Source organism: Blastococcus sp. SYSU D01042 (assembly GCF_054050515.1).
The window spans coordinates 160,257-177,643 of record NZ_JBJGZM010000006.1 but is presented as its reverse complement, the minus strand read 5'-3'; the positions used below and the strand labels follow the sequence as shown (position 1 = coordinate 177,643).

Annotated in this window: 13 protein-coding genes; 2 read left to right on the top strand and 11 right to left on the bottom strand. The window is 72.9% G+C overall.

Going from position 1 to position 17,387, the window contains the following annotated elements; genetic code table 11:
• Position 1: 1 nt before the first annotated feature.
• The 8 genes from ACI79H_RS13025 to crcB form a co-directional block, all read right to left on the bottom strand.
• Entirely contained in the window at positions 2 to 2,383 is a 2,382-nt protein-coding gene (locus ACI79H_RS13025; RefSeq protein WP_456554819.1) for a chemotaxis protein CheA, read from the bottom strand.
• A 154-nt stretch (positions 2,384 to 2,537) separates the two neighbouring features.
• The gene (locus ACI79H_RS13020; RefSeq protein WP_456554818.1) at positions 2,538 to 4,148 is read right to left on the bottom strand and encodes a methyl-accepting chemotaxis protein; all 1,611 of its coding nucleotides are present in this window, start codon (positions 4,146 to 4,148) and stop codon (positions 2,538 to 2,540) included.
• Positions 4,149 to 4,429: 281 nt separating this feature from the next.
• Positions 4,430 to 6,076 carry a methyl-accepting chemotaxis protein gene (locus ACI79H_RS13015; protein ID WP_456554817.1) on the bottom strand — a complete coding sequence of 549 codons (1,647 nt, stop codon included), beginning with the start codon at positions 6,074 to 6,076 and terminating at the stop codon, positions 4,430 to 4,432.
• Between the two features lie 203 nt (positions 6,077 to 6,279).
• Entirely contained in the window at positions 6,280 to 7,887 is a 1,608-nt protein-coding gene (locus tag ACI79H_RS13010; protein ID WP_456554816.1) for a methyl-accepting chemotaxis protein, read from the bottom strand.
• Positions 7,888 to 8,206: 319 nt separating this feature from the next.
• Positions 8,207 to 8,950: a trehalose-phosphatase gene (gene otsB / locus ACI79H_RS13005; RefSeq protein WP_456554815.1), complete on the bottom strand. Its 744-nt coding sequence runs from the start codon at positions 8,948 to 8,950 to the stop codon at positions 8,207 to 8,209.
• Positions 8,947 to 10,362, bottom strand: coding sequence for an alpha,alpha-trehalose-phosphate synthase (UDP-forming) (locus tag ACI79H_RS13000; RefSeq protein WP_456554814.1), 1,416 nt, complete (start codon positions 10,360 to 10,362; stop codon positions 8,947 to 8,949). The genes otsB and ACI79H_RS13000 overlap by 4 nt, the downstream gene beginning before the upstream one ends.
• 30 nt (positions 10,363 to 10,392) lie before the next feature.
• The gene (locus ACI79H_RS12995) at positions 10,393 to 10,752 is read right to left on the bottom strand and encodes a fluoride efflux transporter FluC (protein ID WP_456554813.1); all 360 of its coding nucleotides are present in this window, start codon (positions 10,750 to 10,752) and stop codon (positions 10,393 to 10,395) included.
• Positions 10,749 to 11,123: a fluoride efflux transporter CrcB gene (gene crcB, locus ACI79H_RS12990; protein ID WP_456554812.1), complete on the bottom strand. Its 375-nt coding sequence runs from the start codon at positions 11,121 to 11,123 to the stop codon at positions 10,749 to 10,751. Before crcB ends, ACI79H_RS12995 begins: the two co-directional genes overlap by 4 nt.
• 92 nt (positions 11,124 to 11,215) lie before the next feature.
• Here crcB and ACI79H_RS12985 point away from each other — a divergent pair, with 92 nt between their 5' ends.
• Positions 11,216 to 12,301, top strand: a complete 1,086-nt coding sequence (locus ACI79H_RS12985; protein ID WP_456554811.1) for a CaiB/BaiF CoA transferase family protein — start codon at positions 11,216 to 11,218, stop codon at positions 12,299 to 12,301.
• 49 nt (positions 12,302 to 12,350) lie between these two features.
• Here the strand turns inward: ACI79H_RS12985 and ACI79H_RS12980 are convergent, their stop codons facing one another.
• Positions 12,351 to 13,358, bottom strand: coding sequence for a TerC family protein (locus ACI79H_RS12980; protein WP_456554810.1), 1,008 nt, complete (start codon positions 13,356 to 13,358; stop codon positions 12,351 to 12,353).
• Positions 13,359 to 13,537: 179 nt separating this feature from the next.
• On the opposite strand from ACI79H_RS12980, the gene ACI79H_RS12975 reads away from it, so the two are divergent.
• A complete protein-coding gene (locus ACI79H_RS12975; protein ID WP_456554809.1) occupies positions 13,538 to 13,831 on the top strand; it encodes a helix-turn-helix transcriptional regulator in 294 nt (97 codons plus the stop codon).
• Here ACI79H_RS12975 and ngg read toward each other — a convergent pair.
• Positions 13,828 to 15,549, bottom strand: coding sequence for an N-acetylglutaminylglutamine synthetase (gene ngg, locus ACI79H_RS12970; RefSeq protein WP_456554808.1), 1,722 nt, complete (start codon positions 15,547 to 15,549; stop codon positions 13,828 to 13,830). The two genes, ACI79H_RS12975 and ngg, sit on opposite strands and share 4 nt — an antisense overlap.
• A gap of 49 nt (positions 15,550 to 15,598) precedes the next feature.
• Positions 15,599 to 17,380 carry an N-acetylglutaminylglutamine amidotransferase gene (locus tag ACI79H_RS12965; protein WP_456554807.1) on the bottom strand — a complete coding sequence of 594 codons (1,782 nt, stop codon included), beginning with the start codon at positions 17,378 to 17,380 and terminating at the stop codon, positions 15,599 to 15,601.
• Positions 17,381 to 17,387: the final 7 nt, after the last annotated feature.

Below are 17,387 nucleotides of genomic sequence, written 5' to 3'. Positions count from 1 at the left end.
GTCAGACCTCCAGGTAGGAGCCGGGGACGCCGGCGGGCGTCGGGTGGGCTGCGGGCTGGCCCGCGTAGAACGCCGGGTCGGCGGCGAGGATGGCGGCGCGGACGTCGAGCAGCTCGGTGACGCGGTCACCGAGGACGGCGGAACCCAGCAGGCCCAGGTCGTCGATGTCGCTGCGGACCGCCGACTCGCCGTCGACGATGTCGAGGATCTCCTCCACGACGATGGCCACGCTGCGGCCGTGGTCGGCGTAGACGATCACCTCGAGCACCTCCCGCTCGGTCTCGCCGTAGGCGCCCAGGTGCCGGTCGAGCCGGACGATCGGCAGGATCGCGCCGCGGTACTGGACCACCTCGCGGTTGCCCACCTTCTCGACGGCGTCGGCGCGCACCTGCTCGAGCCGGGTGACGGTGTCCAGCGGGATCGCCACGCGCCGTCCGCCGCCGATCGAGGCGAGCAGCATGCGCTGGCGCTCGGTCTCGGCGGCCGCGGCGGCCGAGCTGACCGAGGCGCGGGACTCCTGGCGCTCGGCGGTCTCGGTGCGCAGCGCCCTCCGGGCGAGGGCCTGCACGTCGAGGATGAGGGCGACCGTGCCGTCGCCCAGCACGGTCGCGCCGGAGTAGAGCCCGATCTGCTTGAGCTGGCCACCGACGGCCTTGACGACGATCTCCTCGGTGTTGATCACCCGGTCGACCACCAGGCCGAAGCGGCGGCCCTCGGAGCGGAGGACGGCGATGACGACGTGGCCGTCGTGCCGCTCGGAGGTCAGGCCCAGGACGTCGGTGAGCCGGACCAGGGGCAGCAGCTCGCCGCGCAGCCGGTAGACCTGCGCGCCGCCGACCTCCTCGACGGCGTTGGCGGCCTTCTCGGCGTCCAGGCTGACCAGCTCCTGCAGGCTGATCTGCGGGATGGCGTAGCGGTCGCTGGCGCACTCGACGGTGAGCGCCGGGACGATCGCCAGCGTCAGCGGGATGCGCAGCCGGCAGACGGTGCCCATGCCCGGGTCGGACTCGACCTCGATGGTGCCGCCGATGGACTCGATGTTGGTCTTGACCACGTCCATGCCGACGCCGCGGCCGGAGACGTTGGTGACCGCCGCGGCGGTGGAGAAGCCCGGCAGGAAGATCATCTGCAGGATGTCCTGCGCGCTCATGCGGGCCAGCGCGTCGGGGGTGACGACCCCGCGCTCGACCGCCTTGGCGCCGACCTTGACCGGGTCGATCCCGGCGCCGTCGTCGGCGACCTCGACGACGACCTGGCCGCTCTCGTGCCGCGCACGCAGCATGAGCACGCCCTCGGCCGGCTTGCCGGCGGCCTTGCGGGCGGCCGGCGCCTCGATGCCGTGGTCGACGGAGTTGCGGACCAGGTGGGTCAGCGGGTCCTTGACCGCCTCGAGCAGCGTCTTGTCCAGCTCGGTCTCCCGGCCCTCCATCTCCAGGCGGATCGACTTCTGCAGGCTCGCGCCCAGGTCGCGGACGACGCGGGGGAGCTTGGACCAGATGTGGTCGATGGGCTGCATGCGCGTCTTCATGACGCCCTCCTGCAGCTCGCTGGCGATGAGGTTGAGCCGCTGGGAGGCGCGGATCAGGTCGGTGTCGGTCTGGCGGGCGACGTTCTGCACGATCTGGTTGCGGGTGAGCACGAGCTCGCCCACCAGCAGCATGAGCTCGTCGAGCAGGTCGACGTCGACCCGGATGGTGCTGTCGGCGACCGCGCGGCGCGGCTGCCCGCCCGTGCTCTCCGCGGCGGCGCTCTCGGCCGGCTCCTCGGTGACGGCCTCGACGGCCTCCGCGACGGGGGCGACCTCGACGGCCTCGTCGGCGATGGTCTCCTCGACGGGCACGGGAGCGGGGGCCGGGACGGCGGCCTTGGCGCGGGAGGCGCGCTTGGCGGGCGCCTTGGCCTTGGCCGGCGCTGGCTCCGGCGCTGCCTGCTCCGTCGCCGTCGTCGCGGCAGCGACCTCGACCAGCTCGGCCGGAGCCGGCTCCTCCGCCACGGCGGTGTCCTCCATCGCGGCGGTGACGGCGGCGACGGCGGTGGAGACGTCCACCGACCCCTCGCCACCGGTGGCCTCGATCGAGGTCAGCAGCGCCCGCACGGTGTCCACCATCTGCAGCAGCACGTTGGTGCGGTGCGGGGTCAGGGCCAGCTCGCCGTCCCGCAGCCGCGACAGCATGTTCTCGCCGACGTGCGTGACCTCCTCCAGCCGGTTGAAGGCCAGGAAGCCGCTGGTGCCCTTGATGGTGTGGATCGTCCGGAAGATGCTGGACAGCCGCTCCCGCGAGTTCGGCTCCTGCTCCAGCGCCACCAGGTCGGAGTCGAGCTGGTCGAGGTTCTCGTGGCTCTCGACCAGGAACTCCTCGACGATGTCGTCCAGACCGTCCACGGGGTGTCCTTCTCTCTCTGCTTCGCGACGGGGACGCGCGTCCCCGGTGGTTTCTCGGCGCGGCCGGTGGCGGGATCGAGCCGAACCCGCCACCGGCCGAGGCCGTCTGGTCCCTTATCGGCACCCGCCGCCCCGAGGGGGACGGGTGACCCCGTCAGTAGGTGAAGCGGCTCACCGTGGCGCGCAGGTCCGAGGCCATCCGCGACAGCTCGTCGACCGCGGTGCGCGTCTGGGTGAGCGCCTGGGTGGTCGAGTCGGCCGCGGTGGAGACGCCCGTGATGTTCTCGGCGATCTGACCGCTGCCCTGGGCCGCCTCCTGCACCGAGCGGCTCATCTCGTTCGTCGTCGCGGTCTGCTCCTCGACGGCGCTGGCGATCGTGGTCTGCCGGTCGGAGATCTGCGCGACGATCGTGGAGATCTCCTCGATGGCCGAGACCGCCGCCGACGTGTCGCCCTGGATGGACTGCACCCGCCGGGCGATGTCCTCGGTCGCCTTGGCCGTCTCCTGCGCGAGCTCCTTGACCTCGTTGGCGACGACGGCGAAGCCCTTGCCGGCCTCACCGGCGCGGGCCGCCTCGATGGTGGCGTTGAGGGCCAGCAGGTTGGTCTGCTCCGCGATGCTCGTGATCACCTTGACGACGTTGCCGATCTCGGCCGAGGACTCCCCGAGCTTGCTGACCGTGGCGGTCGTGCGCTCGGCGGCGGTCACCGCGCGAGCCGCGACGTCGCTGGCCTCGGCGGCGTTCGACGCGATCTCCCGGATGGAGGCGCCCATCTGCTCCGCACCCGCGGCGACGGTCTGCACGCTGCGCGAGACCTCCTCGGCGGCGCTGGACACGACACCGGACTGGGCGCTGGTCTCCTCGGCCGACGCCGAGATCTGGGCCGAGGAGGCCGACAGCTCCTCGGAGCTTGCGGCGACCGCGTCGGCGGAGCCGGCCACCTGGCCGAGCACCGTCCGCAGGCTGGCCTGCGCCGCGCCGAGGGCGGCGGCCATGCGGCCGAGCTCGTCCTGGGACCGCACCTCGGGGGTCACCGTCAGGTCGCCGTCGGCCAGCGCCTCGACCGACCGCTGAACGGAGCGGACCGTGGAGACGATCCGCCGCACGATGAAGAGGGTGAGACCGCCGGCCACCAGCACGCCCAGGGCGAGCGCCGTCCACAGCGTGATCACGGCGGAGTCCACGATCGACGACGCGTCGTCGGTGTCCGCCTGGCCGGCGGCCACCCGCCGCTCCTGCATGGCGTTGTACTCGTCCATGATCTGGTCGGAGGAGGCCTGCAGCGGCCCGGTGATGACCTGCCCGGCAGAGGCCAGGTCACCGACGGTGGCCGCGGGGACCAGCTGCTCGTCGGCGATCGCGTAGTACTCGTCCAGGTACCCGCGGAAGACCTCGAACGCCTCCCGGTTCACCGTCACCTCGGCATAGGCGTCCAGCTGGCCCTCGAGCGTCGCCTTGCGCTCCGCCAGGTCGGCGTCGAGCGCGGCGCGGGTCGGCGCGTCGACCAGCGCGTAGGAGTTGTACCGCGAACGGTCGCCCTGCCAGGACCGCTGGATGTTCGACAGGTCGGCCAGGGTCACGACGTTGTCGTTGATGCGGGCCGAAGCGGCCTCGACGGCACCCAGCCGGGTCACGGCGAGGACGGTCATGGCGACCGCGACCACGGCGAGGACGGCCACGGCCGATCCGATCTTCGCGGCGATGGGGCGGTCGCCGAACCACGCCTTCCGTGCCGGGGGAGCGAGGGGGGTGGGAGCGGTCATGGTCGTTCTCCAGGGAAGGGGCGGTGCGAGGCGGGCGGGCTTCGTCGCGCCGCGATGGACCGAGCACGATGCCTGCGCATCGGGTGGTGCCTCTGTGACGAACGTGAATCTAGAGGGATGCGGAATGCGCGGTAGCGAATTCCAAACGTGTCGGAACGGTTCCGTCGAGAATGGTCGGCGACCGCATTTCCGGTGTCGACAAGGCGATGCTGTCCGGGCGGCGGAAATGCAGGACGGGGCGAGGACCGGTCACCCGGTCCCCGCCCCGCTCCGGAGTGCGCTCAGTAGGTGAAACGGCCCACCGTGGTGCGCAGGTCCGACGCCATCCGCGACAGCTCGTCGACCGCCGTGCGCGTCTGGGTCAGCGCCTGGGTGGTGGAGTCCGCGGCCGTGGAGACACCGGTGATGTTCTCGGCGATCTGACCGGACCCCGAGGCGGCCTCCTGCACCGACCGCGACATCTCGCTGGTCGTGGCGGTCTGCTCCTCGACGGCGCTGGCGATGGTGGTCTGCCGGTCGGAGATCTGCGCGACGATGTTCGAGATCTCCTCGATCGCCGCGACCGCCGCGGTGGTGTCGCCCTGGATGGACTGCACCCGGCGGGCGATGTCCTCGGTCGCCTTGGCGGTCTCCTGGGCCAGCTCCTTGACCTCGTTGGCGACCACGGCGAAGCCCTTGCCGGCCTCACCGGCCCGGGCGGCCTCGATCGTGGCGTTGAGCGCCAGCAGGTTGGTCTGCTCCGCGATCGAGGTGATGACCTTGACGACGTTGCCGATCTCGGCCGAGGACTCGCCCAGCTTGGCCACGGTGGCCGTCGTCGTCCCGGCGGCGGTCACCGCCCGTGCGGCCACCTCGCTGGCCTCGGCCGCGTTCGCGGCGATCTCCCGGATCGAGGCGCCCATCTGCTCCGCACCCGCGGCGACGGTCTGGACGCTGCGGGACACCTCCTCCGCGGCACCGGCGACCACGCCGGACTGGGCGCTGGTCTCCTCGGCGGACGCCGAGATCTGCGCCGCCGACGCCGACAGCTCCTCCGAGGACGCCGCCACGGCACCGGCTGCGGACACGATCCGGCCGATGGTGTCGGTCATCGCGTCGTTCGCGGCGTTGAGAGCCGCCGTCATCTGGCCGACCTCGTCCCGGCCGCGCACCGGCATCCGCACCGTCAGGTCGCGGGCGGCCAGGCGCTCCAGACCCCCCTGCACCCCGCGCACGCCGTGGACGATCCCGCGCGAGACGACGAAGGACAGCGTCCCGCCCAGCAGGAACGCGACCAGCGTGACGACGACCGCCAGCACGACCGTCTCCCGCTGGGCGTCCGCGACCTCGGCCTCGGTCTGCGCCACTCGGGCGTCGACCGAGTCCACCAGCTCGGTCATGGCCTGGTCCAGCACGTAGAAGACGTCCCACTTGTCCCCGGTGGACAGCGCGTCGCCCTCGTCGAGCCGGTCCTGCGCCCAGAGTGCGAAGATCTGCTCGTTGTAGCCGCTCATCGCCGTCCAGTTGTCCTGGATGACGGCCAGGCTCGCTTCGGCGTCGGCGTCGAGCTGGTCCCGGTCGATCGAGAACAGCCGCTCGAAGCCCTCCGCCCCGTCGCGGTAGTTCGCGACGTTGTCGCCCGTGGGCGCGGCCGCGGTGGCACCACCGACCACCCGCGCGTTCCAGGCGGTGATGTTCTGCCAGTTCGCCGCCCAGAGCAGGTCGTAGCGGGCGTCCTCCACGGTCCGCTGCGCGTCCACCGCGGCGGTCGCCTCCTCGTGCAGGTCGCCCACGCGCTGCGTGCCGTGGATCCCGGCCGCGGTGGCCGCCAGGATGCCCAGCATCAGCGCGGCGCTGATGGCCGCGATCCGGGTGGAGATGCCGCGGTCCCGGTACCAGTGGCGGGCCGGCGCGTCCTCCTGGGAGCGTCCGCTTCGTGCCTTCGACATGTGTTGTGTTCCTCGGTGCGCATCAGCGGCGGAATGCGTTGCGCCGCTTGGTTCGGTGGGACGCGGAATGCGTTCGCCCCAGGATGTGACACGGGTACGTCCGTTTCACATCCGCACCACGCGTGTCGCCGGAGTGCGCCGAGAAAGGGTGGTGACCGCATTCCCGGAATCGTCGTGTCGACCCCGGGAATGCGGCCACGCCGTCAGTAGGTGAATCGCCCCACGGTGGTGCGCAGGTCGGCCGCCATCCGGGACAGCTCGTCGACGGCCACCCGGGTCTGGCTGAGGGCCTGCGTCGTCGAGTCGGCGGCGGTGGAGACGCTGGTGATGTTCTCCGCGATCTGGCCCGAGCCCGACGCCGCCTCCTGCACCGACCGCGACATCTCGTTCGTGGTGGCCGTCTGCTCCTCGACGGCGCTGGCGATGGTGGTCTGCCGGTCGGAGATCTGCGCGACGATCGAGCTGATCTCGCCGATCGCGGCGACGGCGGCGCTGGTGTCGCCCTGGATCGCGTTGACCCGGCGGGCGATGTCCTCGGTGGCCTTCGCCGTCTCCTGCGCCAGCTCCTTGACCTCGTTGGCCACGACCGCGAAGCCCTTGCCGGCCTCCCCGGCCCGCGCCGCCTCGATGGTCGCGTTGAGCGCCAGCAGGTTGGTCTGCTCCGCGATGGAGGTGATGACCTTGACCACGTTGCCGATCTCCGCCGAGGACTCGCCCAGCTTCGCGACGGTCGCGGTCGTGTTCTCCGCGGCGGTCACGGCGCGCAGGGCGACCTGGCTGGCCTCCGCGGCGTTGCTGGCGATCTCCCGGATGGAGGCGCCCATCTCCTCGGCGCCGGCGGCGACGGTCTCCACGCTGCGCGACACCTCCTCGGCGGCCGAGGACACGACCGACGACTGGGCGGAGGTCTCCTCGGCCGACGCCGCGATCTGCGCCGACGAGGCCGACAGCTCCTCCGACGACGCGGCCACCGCGTTCGCCGAGCCCGCCACCCCGGCCAGCACGGCCCGCAGGGACTCCTGCGCGGCGTCCAGCGACGCCGCCATCTGGCCCACCTCGTCCCGCGAGGTCACCCCGGTCGGCACGGTGAGGTCGCCGTCGGCAAGGGCCTGCAGCGAGCGCTTGACCGCCTGCACCGGACGGGTCACCGAGCGCATCGTCATCCGGCTGATCACCAGGACGACCGCCAGCGCGACGACCGCGACCACGACGCTGATCTGCTGCGAGCGGGCGATGGCGTCGTCCAGCCGGACCTGCGCCCGGTCGCTCTCCGCGGCCAGGGTGTCCTTCGCCTCGCTGACGGCACCGTCGGAGAGGTCGTTGGCGGCCTGGATCTCCTCCCAGCGGCCGCGCATCGTCACCGGGTCGGCCACCGCGAGCTCCACCCAGGCCGAGATGGCCGTGGTGTAGGCCCCGAAGGCGTCGGCGAGCCCGTCGACCGACTGCGCCGCGGCGCCGGCCAGGGGGACCGTCGCCAGGTCGGCGAGCATCGCCTCGGGGGTGGCGATGTCCTCGGCGAGCTCCTCGAGCTGCCCCGCCGGGTCCTCGCGGGTGATGGTCTTGAAGCCGTCCACCTTGAGCTCGCTCGCGCGGGTGTCGAGCTGCAGCACCAGCTCCTGGGCCTCGTTGAGGCGCTCCAGGTCGGTGTTGGCCCCGCGCACCGCCGAGTTGCCGACGAGGACCGCGGTGAGCAGCCCGCCGAAGGAGAGCACGACGACGCCGACCAGCAACGCGAACTTGACCGCCAGGGGACGGTCGGCGAACCAACCGGTACGCCGCGCGGGGACTCGGAGGAGGGGAGTGGGATTCACGGGGACCGCCCAGGGAGGTGTGACGCACGTGCCGGATGGGGACACGGGAAGTCTGGCGACCCCGCCGAGCGCCATTCCGCCGCGAAGGCGCGCTCACGGCAATCGTGATGTTTGAGCGGGGTCAGCGACCGCGCGTGCGGAATTCGTCGACAAGGCGCCTCCGACGACCTGCCGGCCATTCCGGGGAATGGTCGGGAAAGCGCAGTTCGCCGTTCCCGGGGCGCCGGGATTGTCGACACCGCGCCTCGCTGACCGGCCACCCGGGACCAAAGTCACGACGGCGACGGATCCGACACGTTCCCGCGCCGGGGCACCCGGCTCAGCCGAGCAGGTCGGCCAGCTGCTCCAGGAGGGCCCGCGCGGCGGCAGGGTCGGGCACACGGTGACCGGCTCCCGTCGGCCCCTCGCCGATCTTGACCGTGACGTCGTCCTCGCCCAGGACGCGGAAGGCGTCCTCGTCGGTGACGTCGTCCCCCAGGTAGATCGTCGCCGCGGCGCCGAGCTCGCGGGCCAGCCGGACGAGGGCGCTGCCCTTGTCGGCGTCGGTGACCGCGATCTCGAGGACCTCCTTGCCCGGCTTCAACGTCAGTGACGGATCGGCCACCCGGCGGGCGTCCTGGAGCAGCCCGTCGGCCGCCGCGCGGTCGGCCACCTCGCGCACGTGCACCGCGATGCTCGCGGGCTTGACCTCCAGCCGTGCCCCCGGGACCGCGGCCGCCAGCGGGGCCAGCCGCTCGGCCAGGGCGTCGCGGCGCCCGGCCAGCTCGGCGGGCAGCGGGCCGTCGAACTCCGCCCCGTGGCTGCCCACCCAGCGGATGTCCCCGGTGAGCCCGCTCGTCGCCTGCAGGTCGGCCACGCCGCGACCGCTGACCAGCGCCACGGTGACGCCGTCGACCGCCGCCAGGCGGTCCAGCGCCTCGGCCACGCCGGGCAGGGGAGCGGCCGCCGAGGGGTCGCCGACCAGGGGGGCGAGCACGCCGTCGTAGTCGCTGGCCACCAGCAGCGGCCGCCGTGCCGCGAACGCGGTCAGCGCCGTCCGCAGCTCGGCGGGCAGGACGCTCATGCCTGGTCCTGGAGGGCGCGGAAGAACGAGCCGGCCCAGTGGTCGAGGTCGTTCTTGGCCAGGTGCCGGCGCATGGCCCGCATCCGCTTCGCCCCCTCGGCGGCGTCCACCCGCAGCGCCCGCAGCAGCTGGCTCTTCACGCCGGCGATGTCGTGCGGGTTGACCAGGAACGCCTGCTTGAGCTCGGCGGCGGCGCCCGCGAACTCGGACAGCACCAGGGCGCCGCCGAGGTCGCCCCGCGCGGCCACGTACTCCTTGGCCACCAGGTTCATGCCGTCGCGGTAGGGCGTCACGAGCATGACGTCGGCGGCCCGGTACAGGGCGGCCAGCTCCTCGCGCGGCATGGACTGGTTGAAGTAGTGCACCGCCGGGCCGGCGATCGAGCCGAAGACGCCGTTGATGTGGCCGACCTGCTGCTCGATCGTCTCCCGCATGTGCACGTAGTGCTCGACGCGCTCGCGGCTCGGCGTGGCCACCTGCACCAGGACGGTGTCCGGCGCCTCGACCGCGCCGTCCTCCAGCAGCTCCTCGAAGGCGTTGAGCCGGACGCCGATGCCCTTGGTGTAGTCCAGCCGGTCGACGCCGAGGATGATCTTCGAGGGGTTGCCGAGCTCCTCGCGGATCTCCTTCGCGCGGGCGAGCACCTCGGGGGAGCGGGCCAGCTCGTCGAAGGACGCGACGTCGATGGAGATCGGGAACGCCCGGGCCGACACCGTCCGGCCGTCGTACTCGACGACCTGGCTGCGGGCGGGCAGGTCGTGCAGCCGGCGGGCCAGCTGCACGAAGTTGGCGGCCGCCGCCGGCCGCTGGAAGCCGACCAGGTCCGCGCCGAGCAGCCCCTCGACGATCGCCGAGCGCCACGGCAGCTGGGTGAACAGCTCGTAGGGCGGGAACGGGATGTGCAGGAAGAAGCCGATGGTGAGGTCGGGCCGCTGCTGGCGGAGCATCGCGGGCACGAGCTGCAGCTGGTAGTCGTGCACCCAGACCGTGGCGCCCTCCGCCGCGACCTCAGCGGTGCGGGCGGCGAAGCGCTTGTTGACCTGCACGTAGGTGTCCCACCACGCGCGGTGGTACTCGGGCTTCTCGACGACGTCGTGGTACAGCGGCCACAGCGAGGCGTTGGACATGCCCTCGTAGTAGCGGTCCACCTCCTCGTCGGTGAGCGGGATCGGGATCAGCGACATGCCGCCGGACTCGAACGGCTCGGGCGCCTCGCCCGCGGACCCGGACCAGCCAACCCAGGCCCCGCCGCGCCCGGCGACGAAGGGCTCCAGCGCCGTGACCAGACCGCCCGGGCTGCGCTGCCAGCGCGTGCTGCCGTCGGGCTCGGTGACCTGGTCGACCGGCAGGCGGTTGGCGACGACGACGACGGGGCTCTCGGCCCCGACCTGTTCACCCGTGGAGTCGGTCATACCGCCCTCGACCCTACCGACACCGGCCGGTCACAGCAGGCCGGCCAGCCCGTATGCCGCGGCGGCCGCGCCGATGCCGAGCACGAGCGTGCCGGCCAGGTAGGCCACCAGCCGGCCGGTGCGCCGCTCCTCCCCGAGCCGGACGACGTCGGCGCCGAGGGTCGAGAAGGTGGTGAGCGTGCCGCAGAACCCGGTGCCCACCAGCGCCAGGACCTCCGCCGGCACGTCGGCCAGACCCAGCAGGAACCCGAGGACGCCGCCGCCGGCGACGTTGACCACGGCCGTGCCGGCGACCGACCCGGGGCCCCGGCGGGCGGCCGCCACCCGCTCGGCGAGCAGGCGCAGCGGCGCGCCGGCGAGCGCACCCAGGACCACGAGCAGCGGCGTCATGCGGCCGCGCGGCCCGCGAGCAGCCCCAGTGCCGAGGCGGCGACGCCCCCGGCGACCGAGACGAGGACGTAGGCGGCGGCCACGACCGGACGGCCGGCGTCCGCCAGCTGCACCGTCTCGACGGCGAAGGCGGAGAAGGTGGTGAATCCGCCCAGCACGCCCGTGCCCAGGAAGGGCCGCAGCCACAGGGAGCCGGGGGAGCGGACGAACACCCAGCCCATGAGCAGCCCGAGCGCGAGGCAGCCGGTCAGGTTGACCAGCAGCGTGGCCCAGGGCCAGCCGCCGGGATCGCGGGGGAGCGCCGCAGCGATGCCCCACCGGCCCAGGGCGCCGAGCGCACCGCCGACCGCCGCGGCCAGGTAGCCGATCACTGCGCCCCCCTGTCCGCCGGCACCGACATCGGGCAGCATGCCAGCGACGAGGGCGCACGACGGCGTGGGCCCGGGCAGGTAGAGGAGAAACCGTGGGCCCCCTCTCGGGAGTGCGTGTCGTCGAGTTCGCCGGACTGGGGCCGGGCCCGTTCTGCGGCATGCTGCTGGCCGACCTCGGGGCCGACGTCGTCCGCATCGACCGGCGCGGCAGCGGCGGCGGGCCCGGTGGCACCTCCCTGCTCGACCGCGGCAAGCGCTCCATCGCGCTGGACCTCAAGGACCCGGCCGACGTCGAGGTGGTGCGCGCCCTGGTGCGGCGCGCCGACGTGCTGCTGGAGGGCTTCCGGCCCGGCGTCATGGAGCGCCTGGGCCTCGGCCCCGACGAGCTCCTGGGGGAGAACCCGGCGCTGGTCTACGGGCGGATGACCGGCTGGGGCCAGACCGGCCCGCTGTCGCCGACCGCCGGCCACGACATCGGCTACATCGCGCTCACCGGTGCGCTCGGCGCGAGCGGGCGGCCCGACGAGCGGCCCGCGCCGCCGATCAACCTGCTCGGCGACTTCGGCGGCGGGGGCGTGTTCCTCGCCCTCGGAGCCGTGGCCGCGCTGCTGCACGCGCGGACGACGGGGGAGGGGCAGGTCGTGGACGCCGCCATCGTCGACGGCACCGCCGTCCTCACCACGATGATCCACGGGATGCTCTCGACCGGCGGGTGGCAGGACGAGCGGGGCGTGAACCTGCTCGACACCGGCGCGCCGTTCTACGACGTCTACCGCTGCGCCGACGGGCAGTTCCTCGCCGTCGGCGCGCTGGAGCCGCAGTTCTACGCCGCCCTGCTGCAGGGCCTGGGCGTCGCCGGGGACGAGACCTTCCCCGACCGCTACCGGCCCGAGCAGTGGCCGGCGCTGCGCGAGCGGTTCACCGAGCTGTTCGCGAGCCGGACGCGCGCCGAGTGGTGGGAGGTCTTCTCCGGCACCGACGCCTGCGTGGCGCCGGTCTGGTCGCTGGTGGAGGCGACGACCGACCCCCACAACGTGGAGCGCGGGGTCTTCGTGGAGGTCGACGGCACCGTGCAGCCCGCCGTCGCCCCCCGGTTCTCGGCGACGCCGGGCTCCGTCGGCTCCGTGCCTCGCGCGGGCCAGCACAGCGAGGAGATCCGCGCCGAGCTGGGCCTGTGATCTGCTTTTCCGCGGAGAAGCGGTCCGCTTCTCCGCGGATGAGCAGGTCTCAGCGGCGGCGGGTGAGCGGCTCGAGCTCGGCGGTCTCCTCCTCGGTCGCCACCCGGAAGGGCGGCTCGGCCGGGGCCGGCAGCCCCTGCCTCCCCTGCCCGCGGGTCGCGCGCAGGCTCAGCCAGACGGAGGTGCCGATGACCGCGGTGATGACCGCCAGGGAGATCGTGGTCGGGATGTACACCACGTCGATCTTCAGGGCCATCTTCACGCCCACCCAGATCAGCACCACGGCGAGGCCCAGCTTCAGGTAGACGAAGCGGTGCATCAGGTCGGCGAGCAGGAAGTACATCGCCCGCAGGCCGAGGATCGCGAACGCGTTCGCGGTGAAGACCAGGAAGGGCTCCTCGGTCACGGCGAAGATGGCCGGGATCGAGTCGACCGCGAAGACCACGTCGGTGACCTCGACGAGCACCAGCACGGCCAGCAGCGGCGTGGCCATCAGGACGCCGTTGCGCCGGACGACGAACCGCTGCCCGTGGTACGCGTCGGTCATCGGCACGTAGCGGCGGAACAGCCGCAGGGCGCGGGACTTCTCGACGTCCAGGTGCTCGTTGCGCTGCCGCAGCATCCGGTAGCCGGTGACCAGCAGGAGCGCCGCGAAGATGTAGAGCACCCAGCTGAAGCTGGCGATCAGCACCGAGCCCCCGGCGATGAAGATCCCCCGGAACACCAGCGCGCCGAGCACCCCGAGGAAGAGCACCCGGTGCTGGTACTCCCGGGGCACGGCGAAGAAGGTGAAGATGATCGCCCACACGAAGACGTTGTCGACGGCGAGGGACTTCTCGATCAGGTAGCCGGCGAAGTACTGCTGGCCCAGGTCGGCTCCGTACGCCGCCCAGATCCAGGCGCCGAAGGCGACGCCGATGGTCACCCAGACCGCCGACCAGGCGGCGGCCTCCCGCACCCCGATGACGTGGGCGCGGCGGTGGGCGAACAGGTCGAGGGCCAGCATGACGGCGATGCCGCCGAGAACGGCCAGCCAGAGCCAGAACGGGACGTCCACGGGTCGTTCCTCCAGTCGGTCGGTGCCAACTGGAGGTCTCTCCCGGCCGGAGCCCGGCCCGCCGGGCCCCATGGGGAGCCGTAGTGACGACGGGACGCTGGGGGATACTCCCCTCCTGGACGACTAGTGAAGCACACTTCACCTGTTGCTGCCACCGGTGACGGGAGGGAGGAGGACCGATGACCTCGGCGGCCCCCGGCCACAGCGGGTGGACCTTCCTCACGCACCACGGGCACGTGCTGCTCGCCGTCGCCCGGGCGCCGGACGCCCGGGTCGCCGAGATCGCGTCCGAGGTCGGCGTGAGCCCCCGCGCCGCCCTGAGCATCCTGCGCGACCTGGAGGAGGCGGGGTACCTCGTCCGCACCCGCCGGGGCCGCCGCACCCACTACGAGATCCGGCCGCACCAGCACTTCCGGCACCCCAGCACCGCACGGCACGAGGTCGACGGCCTGATCGACCTCCTGCGCGGCTAGCTCCGGCGGCGGGTCTCCGGGAAGAGCAGGTCCACGAAGCGCTCGGCGGTGGGCTGGGGCTCGTGGTTGGCCAGCCCGGGCCGCTCGTTGGCCTCGATGAAGACGTAGTCGCTCCCGCCGACGTCGGGCACGAGGAAGTCGATGCCGGTGACCGGGATGTCCAGCGCCGCGGCGGCCCGCACGGCCGCCGCGGCGACCTCGGGGTGCAGGTCCGCGGTGACGTCCTCGATCGTGCCCCCGGTGTGCAGGTTCGCCGTCCGCCGGACCTGGACGCGCTCGCCGTTCGGGGGGACGTCGTCCAGGGTGTAGCCGGCGTCGGCGACGACCTCGGCGGTCGTGGCGTCCAGCGGGATGCGCGACTCCCCGCCGGTGGCCCGCTCCCGCCGGCGGCTGGTGGCGCGGATCAGCTCGGTGACCGTGCTCCGCCCGTCACCGATGATCTCCGCGGGACGGCGGACCGCGGCGGCCACGACGGCGCGGTCGATGACGAGCACCCGCAGGTCCTGCCCCGGCACCAGCTCCTCCACCAGGACGTCGGGGCAGAACTGCAGCGCGAGCTCGACCGCCCGCTGCAGCCCGGCCTCGTCGCGGACGCCCACGGTGATGCCCCGGCCCTGCTCGCCCCGGGCCGGTTTGACCACGACGTCCCCCACCTCGCCGATCAGGGCCAGCGCGTCGGCCAGCTCGCCCTCGCCGGCCAGCACTCCCCGGGCGACGCGCACCCCCGCGCGCTCCATGATCCGGCGGGTGACCCGCTTGTCGTCGCAGCGGCTCATGGCCACGGCGGTGGTGAACTCCGACAGCGACTCGCGGGTCACCACCGTGCGCCCGCCGACCGACAGCCGCAGCTCGCCCCACTCGGCATCGGTGACCTCGACGCGGACCCCCCGGCGCAGCGCCTCCTCGGCGATGATCAGCGCGTACGGGTTGAGGTCCTCCAGACCCGGCGGCCGGGCGGCGAACAGGGCCGAGTTGATCGGGTTCTTGCGCTTGACGCAGACCGCCGACACCCGGGAGAAGCCGAGCTTGCGGTAGAGCCGGATGGCGGCCTGGTTGTCGTGCATGACCGAGAGGTCGAGGTAGGCGCGGCCCCGGCCCACGTACCTCTCGGCGAGCACCCGGACCAGCGCCTCGCCCGTCCCGGGCGGGGCGTCCTGGTTGTGCACCGCCAGGCACCACAGGCTGGTGCCCGACTCCGGGTCGTCCAGGGTCAGCACGTGGTCGACCCCGGTGACGGTGCCGACGACCGCGCCGGTGCGCTGGTCCTCGGCCACGAGGTAGGTGAAGGCGCGCGTCCGGTGGTTGGCCCACATGACGTCGGCGTCGCCGACCACCATGCCGTTGAGGGCGTAGATCTGGTTGATCGCGTCCATGTCGGCGCGCGAGGTGGCGGTCCGGACGAAGACGTCGCGGATCAGCTCCGGCCGGGGCCGGTAGCGGTGCAGGTCCAGGCGGTAGGTGTAGCTGGGGTCGATGAACAGCTCGTCGGGCGCCAGCCCGACGAGGACGTGCGGGTCGCGCGGGTAGATGCAGATGTCCCGCTCGCCGCTCTCCTCGCCGCGCAGGGCGGCGACGATGCCGTGCAGGTCGGTGAACGTCTGGCCCATGACCAGCCGGCCCCAGCCCATGTCGAGGACGACGTCGCTGCGCATGCCGCGGCGCTGGTGCTCGGACGGTTCCTGCCACGACCGGTCGGTCATCGCCGGGGTGTCGGTCACGGGGGTCCGACGCCGGTGACCCGCGAGCCGGGGTGCCATGGTCATCTCCTCAGGCGGCGTGCGACTGGAGCCAGAGCTCGAGCAGGCCCAGCTGCCAGAGCTTGTTCCCGCGCAACGGCGTGAGCTCCCCGTTCGGGTCCGCGAGCAGCTCGCGGACGTACTCGGGGCGGAACAGGCCGCGGCCGCGGGCGGCGTCGCTGGTCAGGGCGTCGCGGACGAGTCCCAGCACCTTGCCCTCGAGGTGGGTGATCGACGGGACCGGGAAGTAGCCCTTGGGCCGGTCGATGACCTCCGGCGGGATGATCCGCCGGCCGATCGCCTTGAGCACGCCCTTGCCGCCGTCGGCCAGCTTCAGCTCCGGCGGGCACATCGCCGCCAGTTCCACCAGGTCGTGGTCGAGGAAGGGGACCCGGGCCTCCAGGCCCCACGCCATGGACATGTTGTCCACCCGCTTGACCGGGTCGTCGACGAGCATGATCTCGCTGTCCAGGCGCAGGGCGGCGTCCACGGCCGTCTCGGCGCCCGCGGCCTCCATGTGCGCGCGCACGAACGCCAGGCTGGGGTCCTCGGCGAGGGCGTACCGGTCGGACACCACGCCGGCCATCTGCGCGTGGTCGCGGTCGAAGAAGGCCTTGGCGTAGGTCTGCACCGCCTGCTCGCGGCCGACGCCGGCCAGCGGCGGGTACCAGTGGTAGCCGGCGAACACCTCATCGGCGCCCTGCCCGGACTGGACGACCTTGATCGTCTGCGACACCCGCTCGCTGAGCAGGTCGAAGGCGACGACGTCGTGGCTGACCATCGGCTCGGCCATGGCGCCGATGGCGTGGCCGAGCGCGCCGGCCAGCTCGTCGGAGCCGACCCGGATGCGGTGGTGGTCGGTGCCGAAGCGCTCGGCGATCACGTCGGAGTAGGCGAACTCGTCGCCCTCGTGGCCGCCGACGGACTCGAAACCGATCGAGTACGTCGCCAGGCCGGTCTGCCCCTCCTGCGCGAGCAGGCCGACGATGAGGCTGGAGTCCAGGCCGCCGGAGAGCAGCACGCCGACCGGGATGTCGGAGACCAGCCGCCGGCGGACGGCGACCCGCAGCGCCTCCTCGATCGCGTCCTCCCAGTCGCGCGCCGACCAGCCCGCGTGCTCGGCGCGGCGCTCGTAGGTGGCGTTCCAGTAGCGGCGCTCGGTGCTCGACCCGTCGGCCTCGATGATCCGCAGCGTCGCCGGCGGCAGCTTCCGGACGCCGTTGAGGATGGTGCGCGGCGCGGGGACGACGGCGTGCCAGGACAGGTAGTGGTGCAGCGCGACCGGGTCGATCGAGGTGTCGACGTCCCCGGCCCGGAGCAGCGCGGGCAGCGTCGAGGCGAACCGCAGCCTGCCGGGCGTCTCGGCCAGGTAGAGCGGCTTGATGCCCAGCCGGTCGCGGGCCATGACCACGCGGCCGGTGTCCCGCTCGGCGATGACGAAGGCGAACATGCCGTGCAGGTGCGAGACGACGTCGGGGCCCCAGTGGTGGTAGCCCTTGAGGATCACCTCGGTGTCGCTGTGCGAGAAGAAGCGGTAGCCGTGGCCCTCGAGCTCGGCGCGCAGCTCCTTGTAGTCGTAGATGCAGCCGTTGAAGACCGCCGTCAGCCCGAGCTCGTTGTCGACCATCGGCTGGGAGCCGCAGGTGGAGAGGTCGATGACCGACAGCCGGCGGTGCCCGAAGGCCACCCGGCCGTTGCTCCACGAGCCCTGGCCGTCCGGACCGCGGGGCACCAGGGCCTCCACCATGCGGGCGACGGCCGTCGTGTCCGCCGTCGAGCCGTCGAACGTGATCTCGCCGCACAGGCCGCACATGCACAAC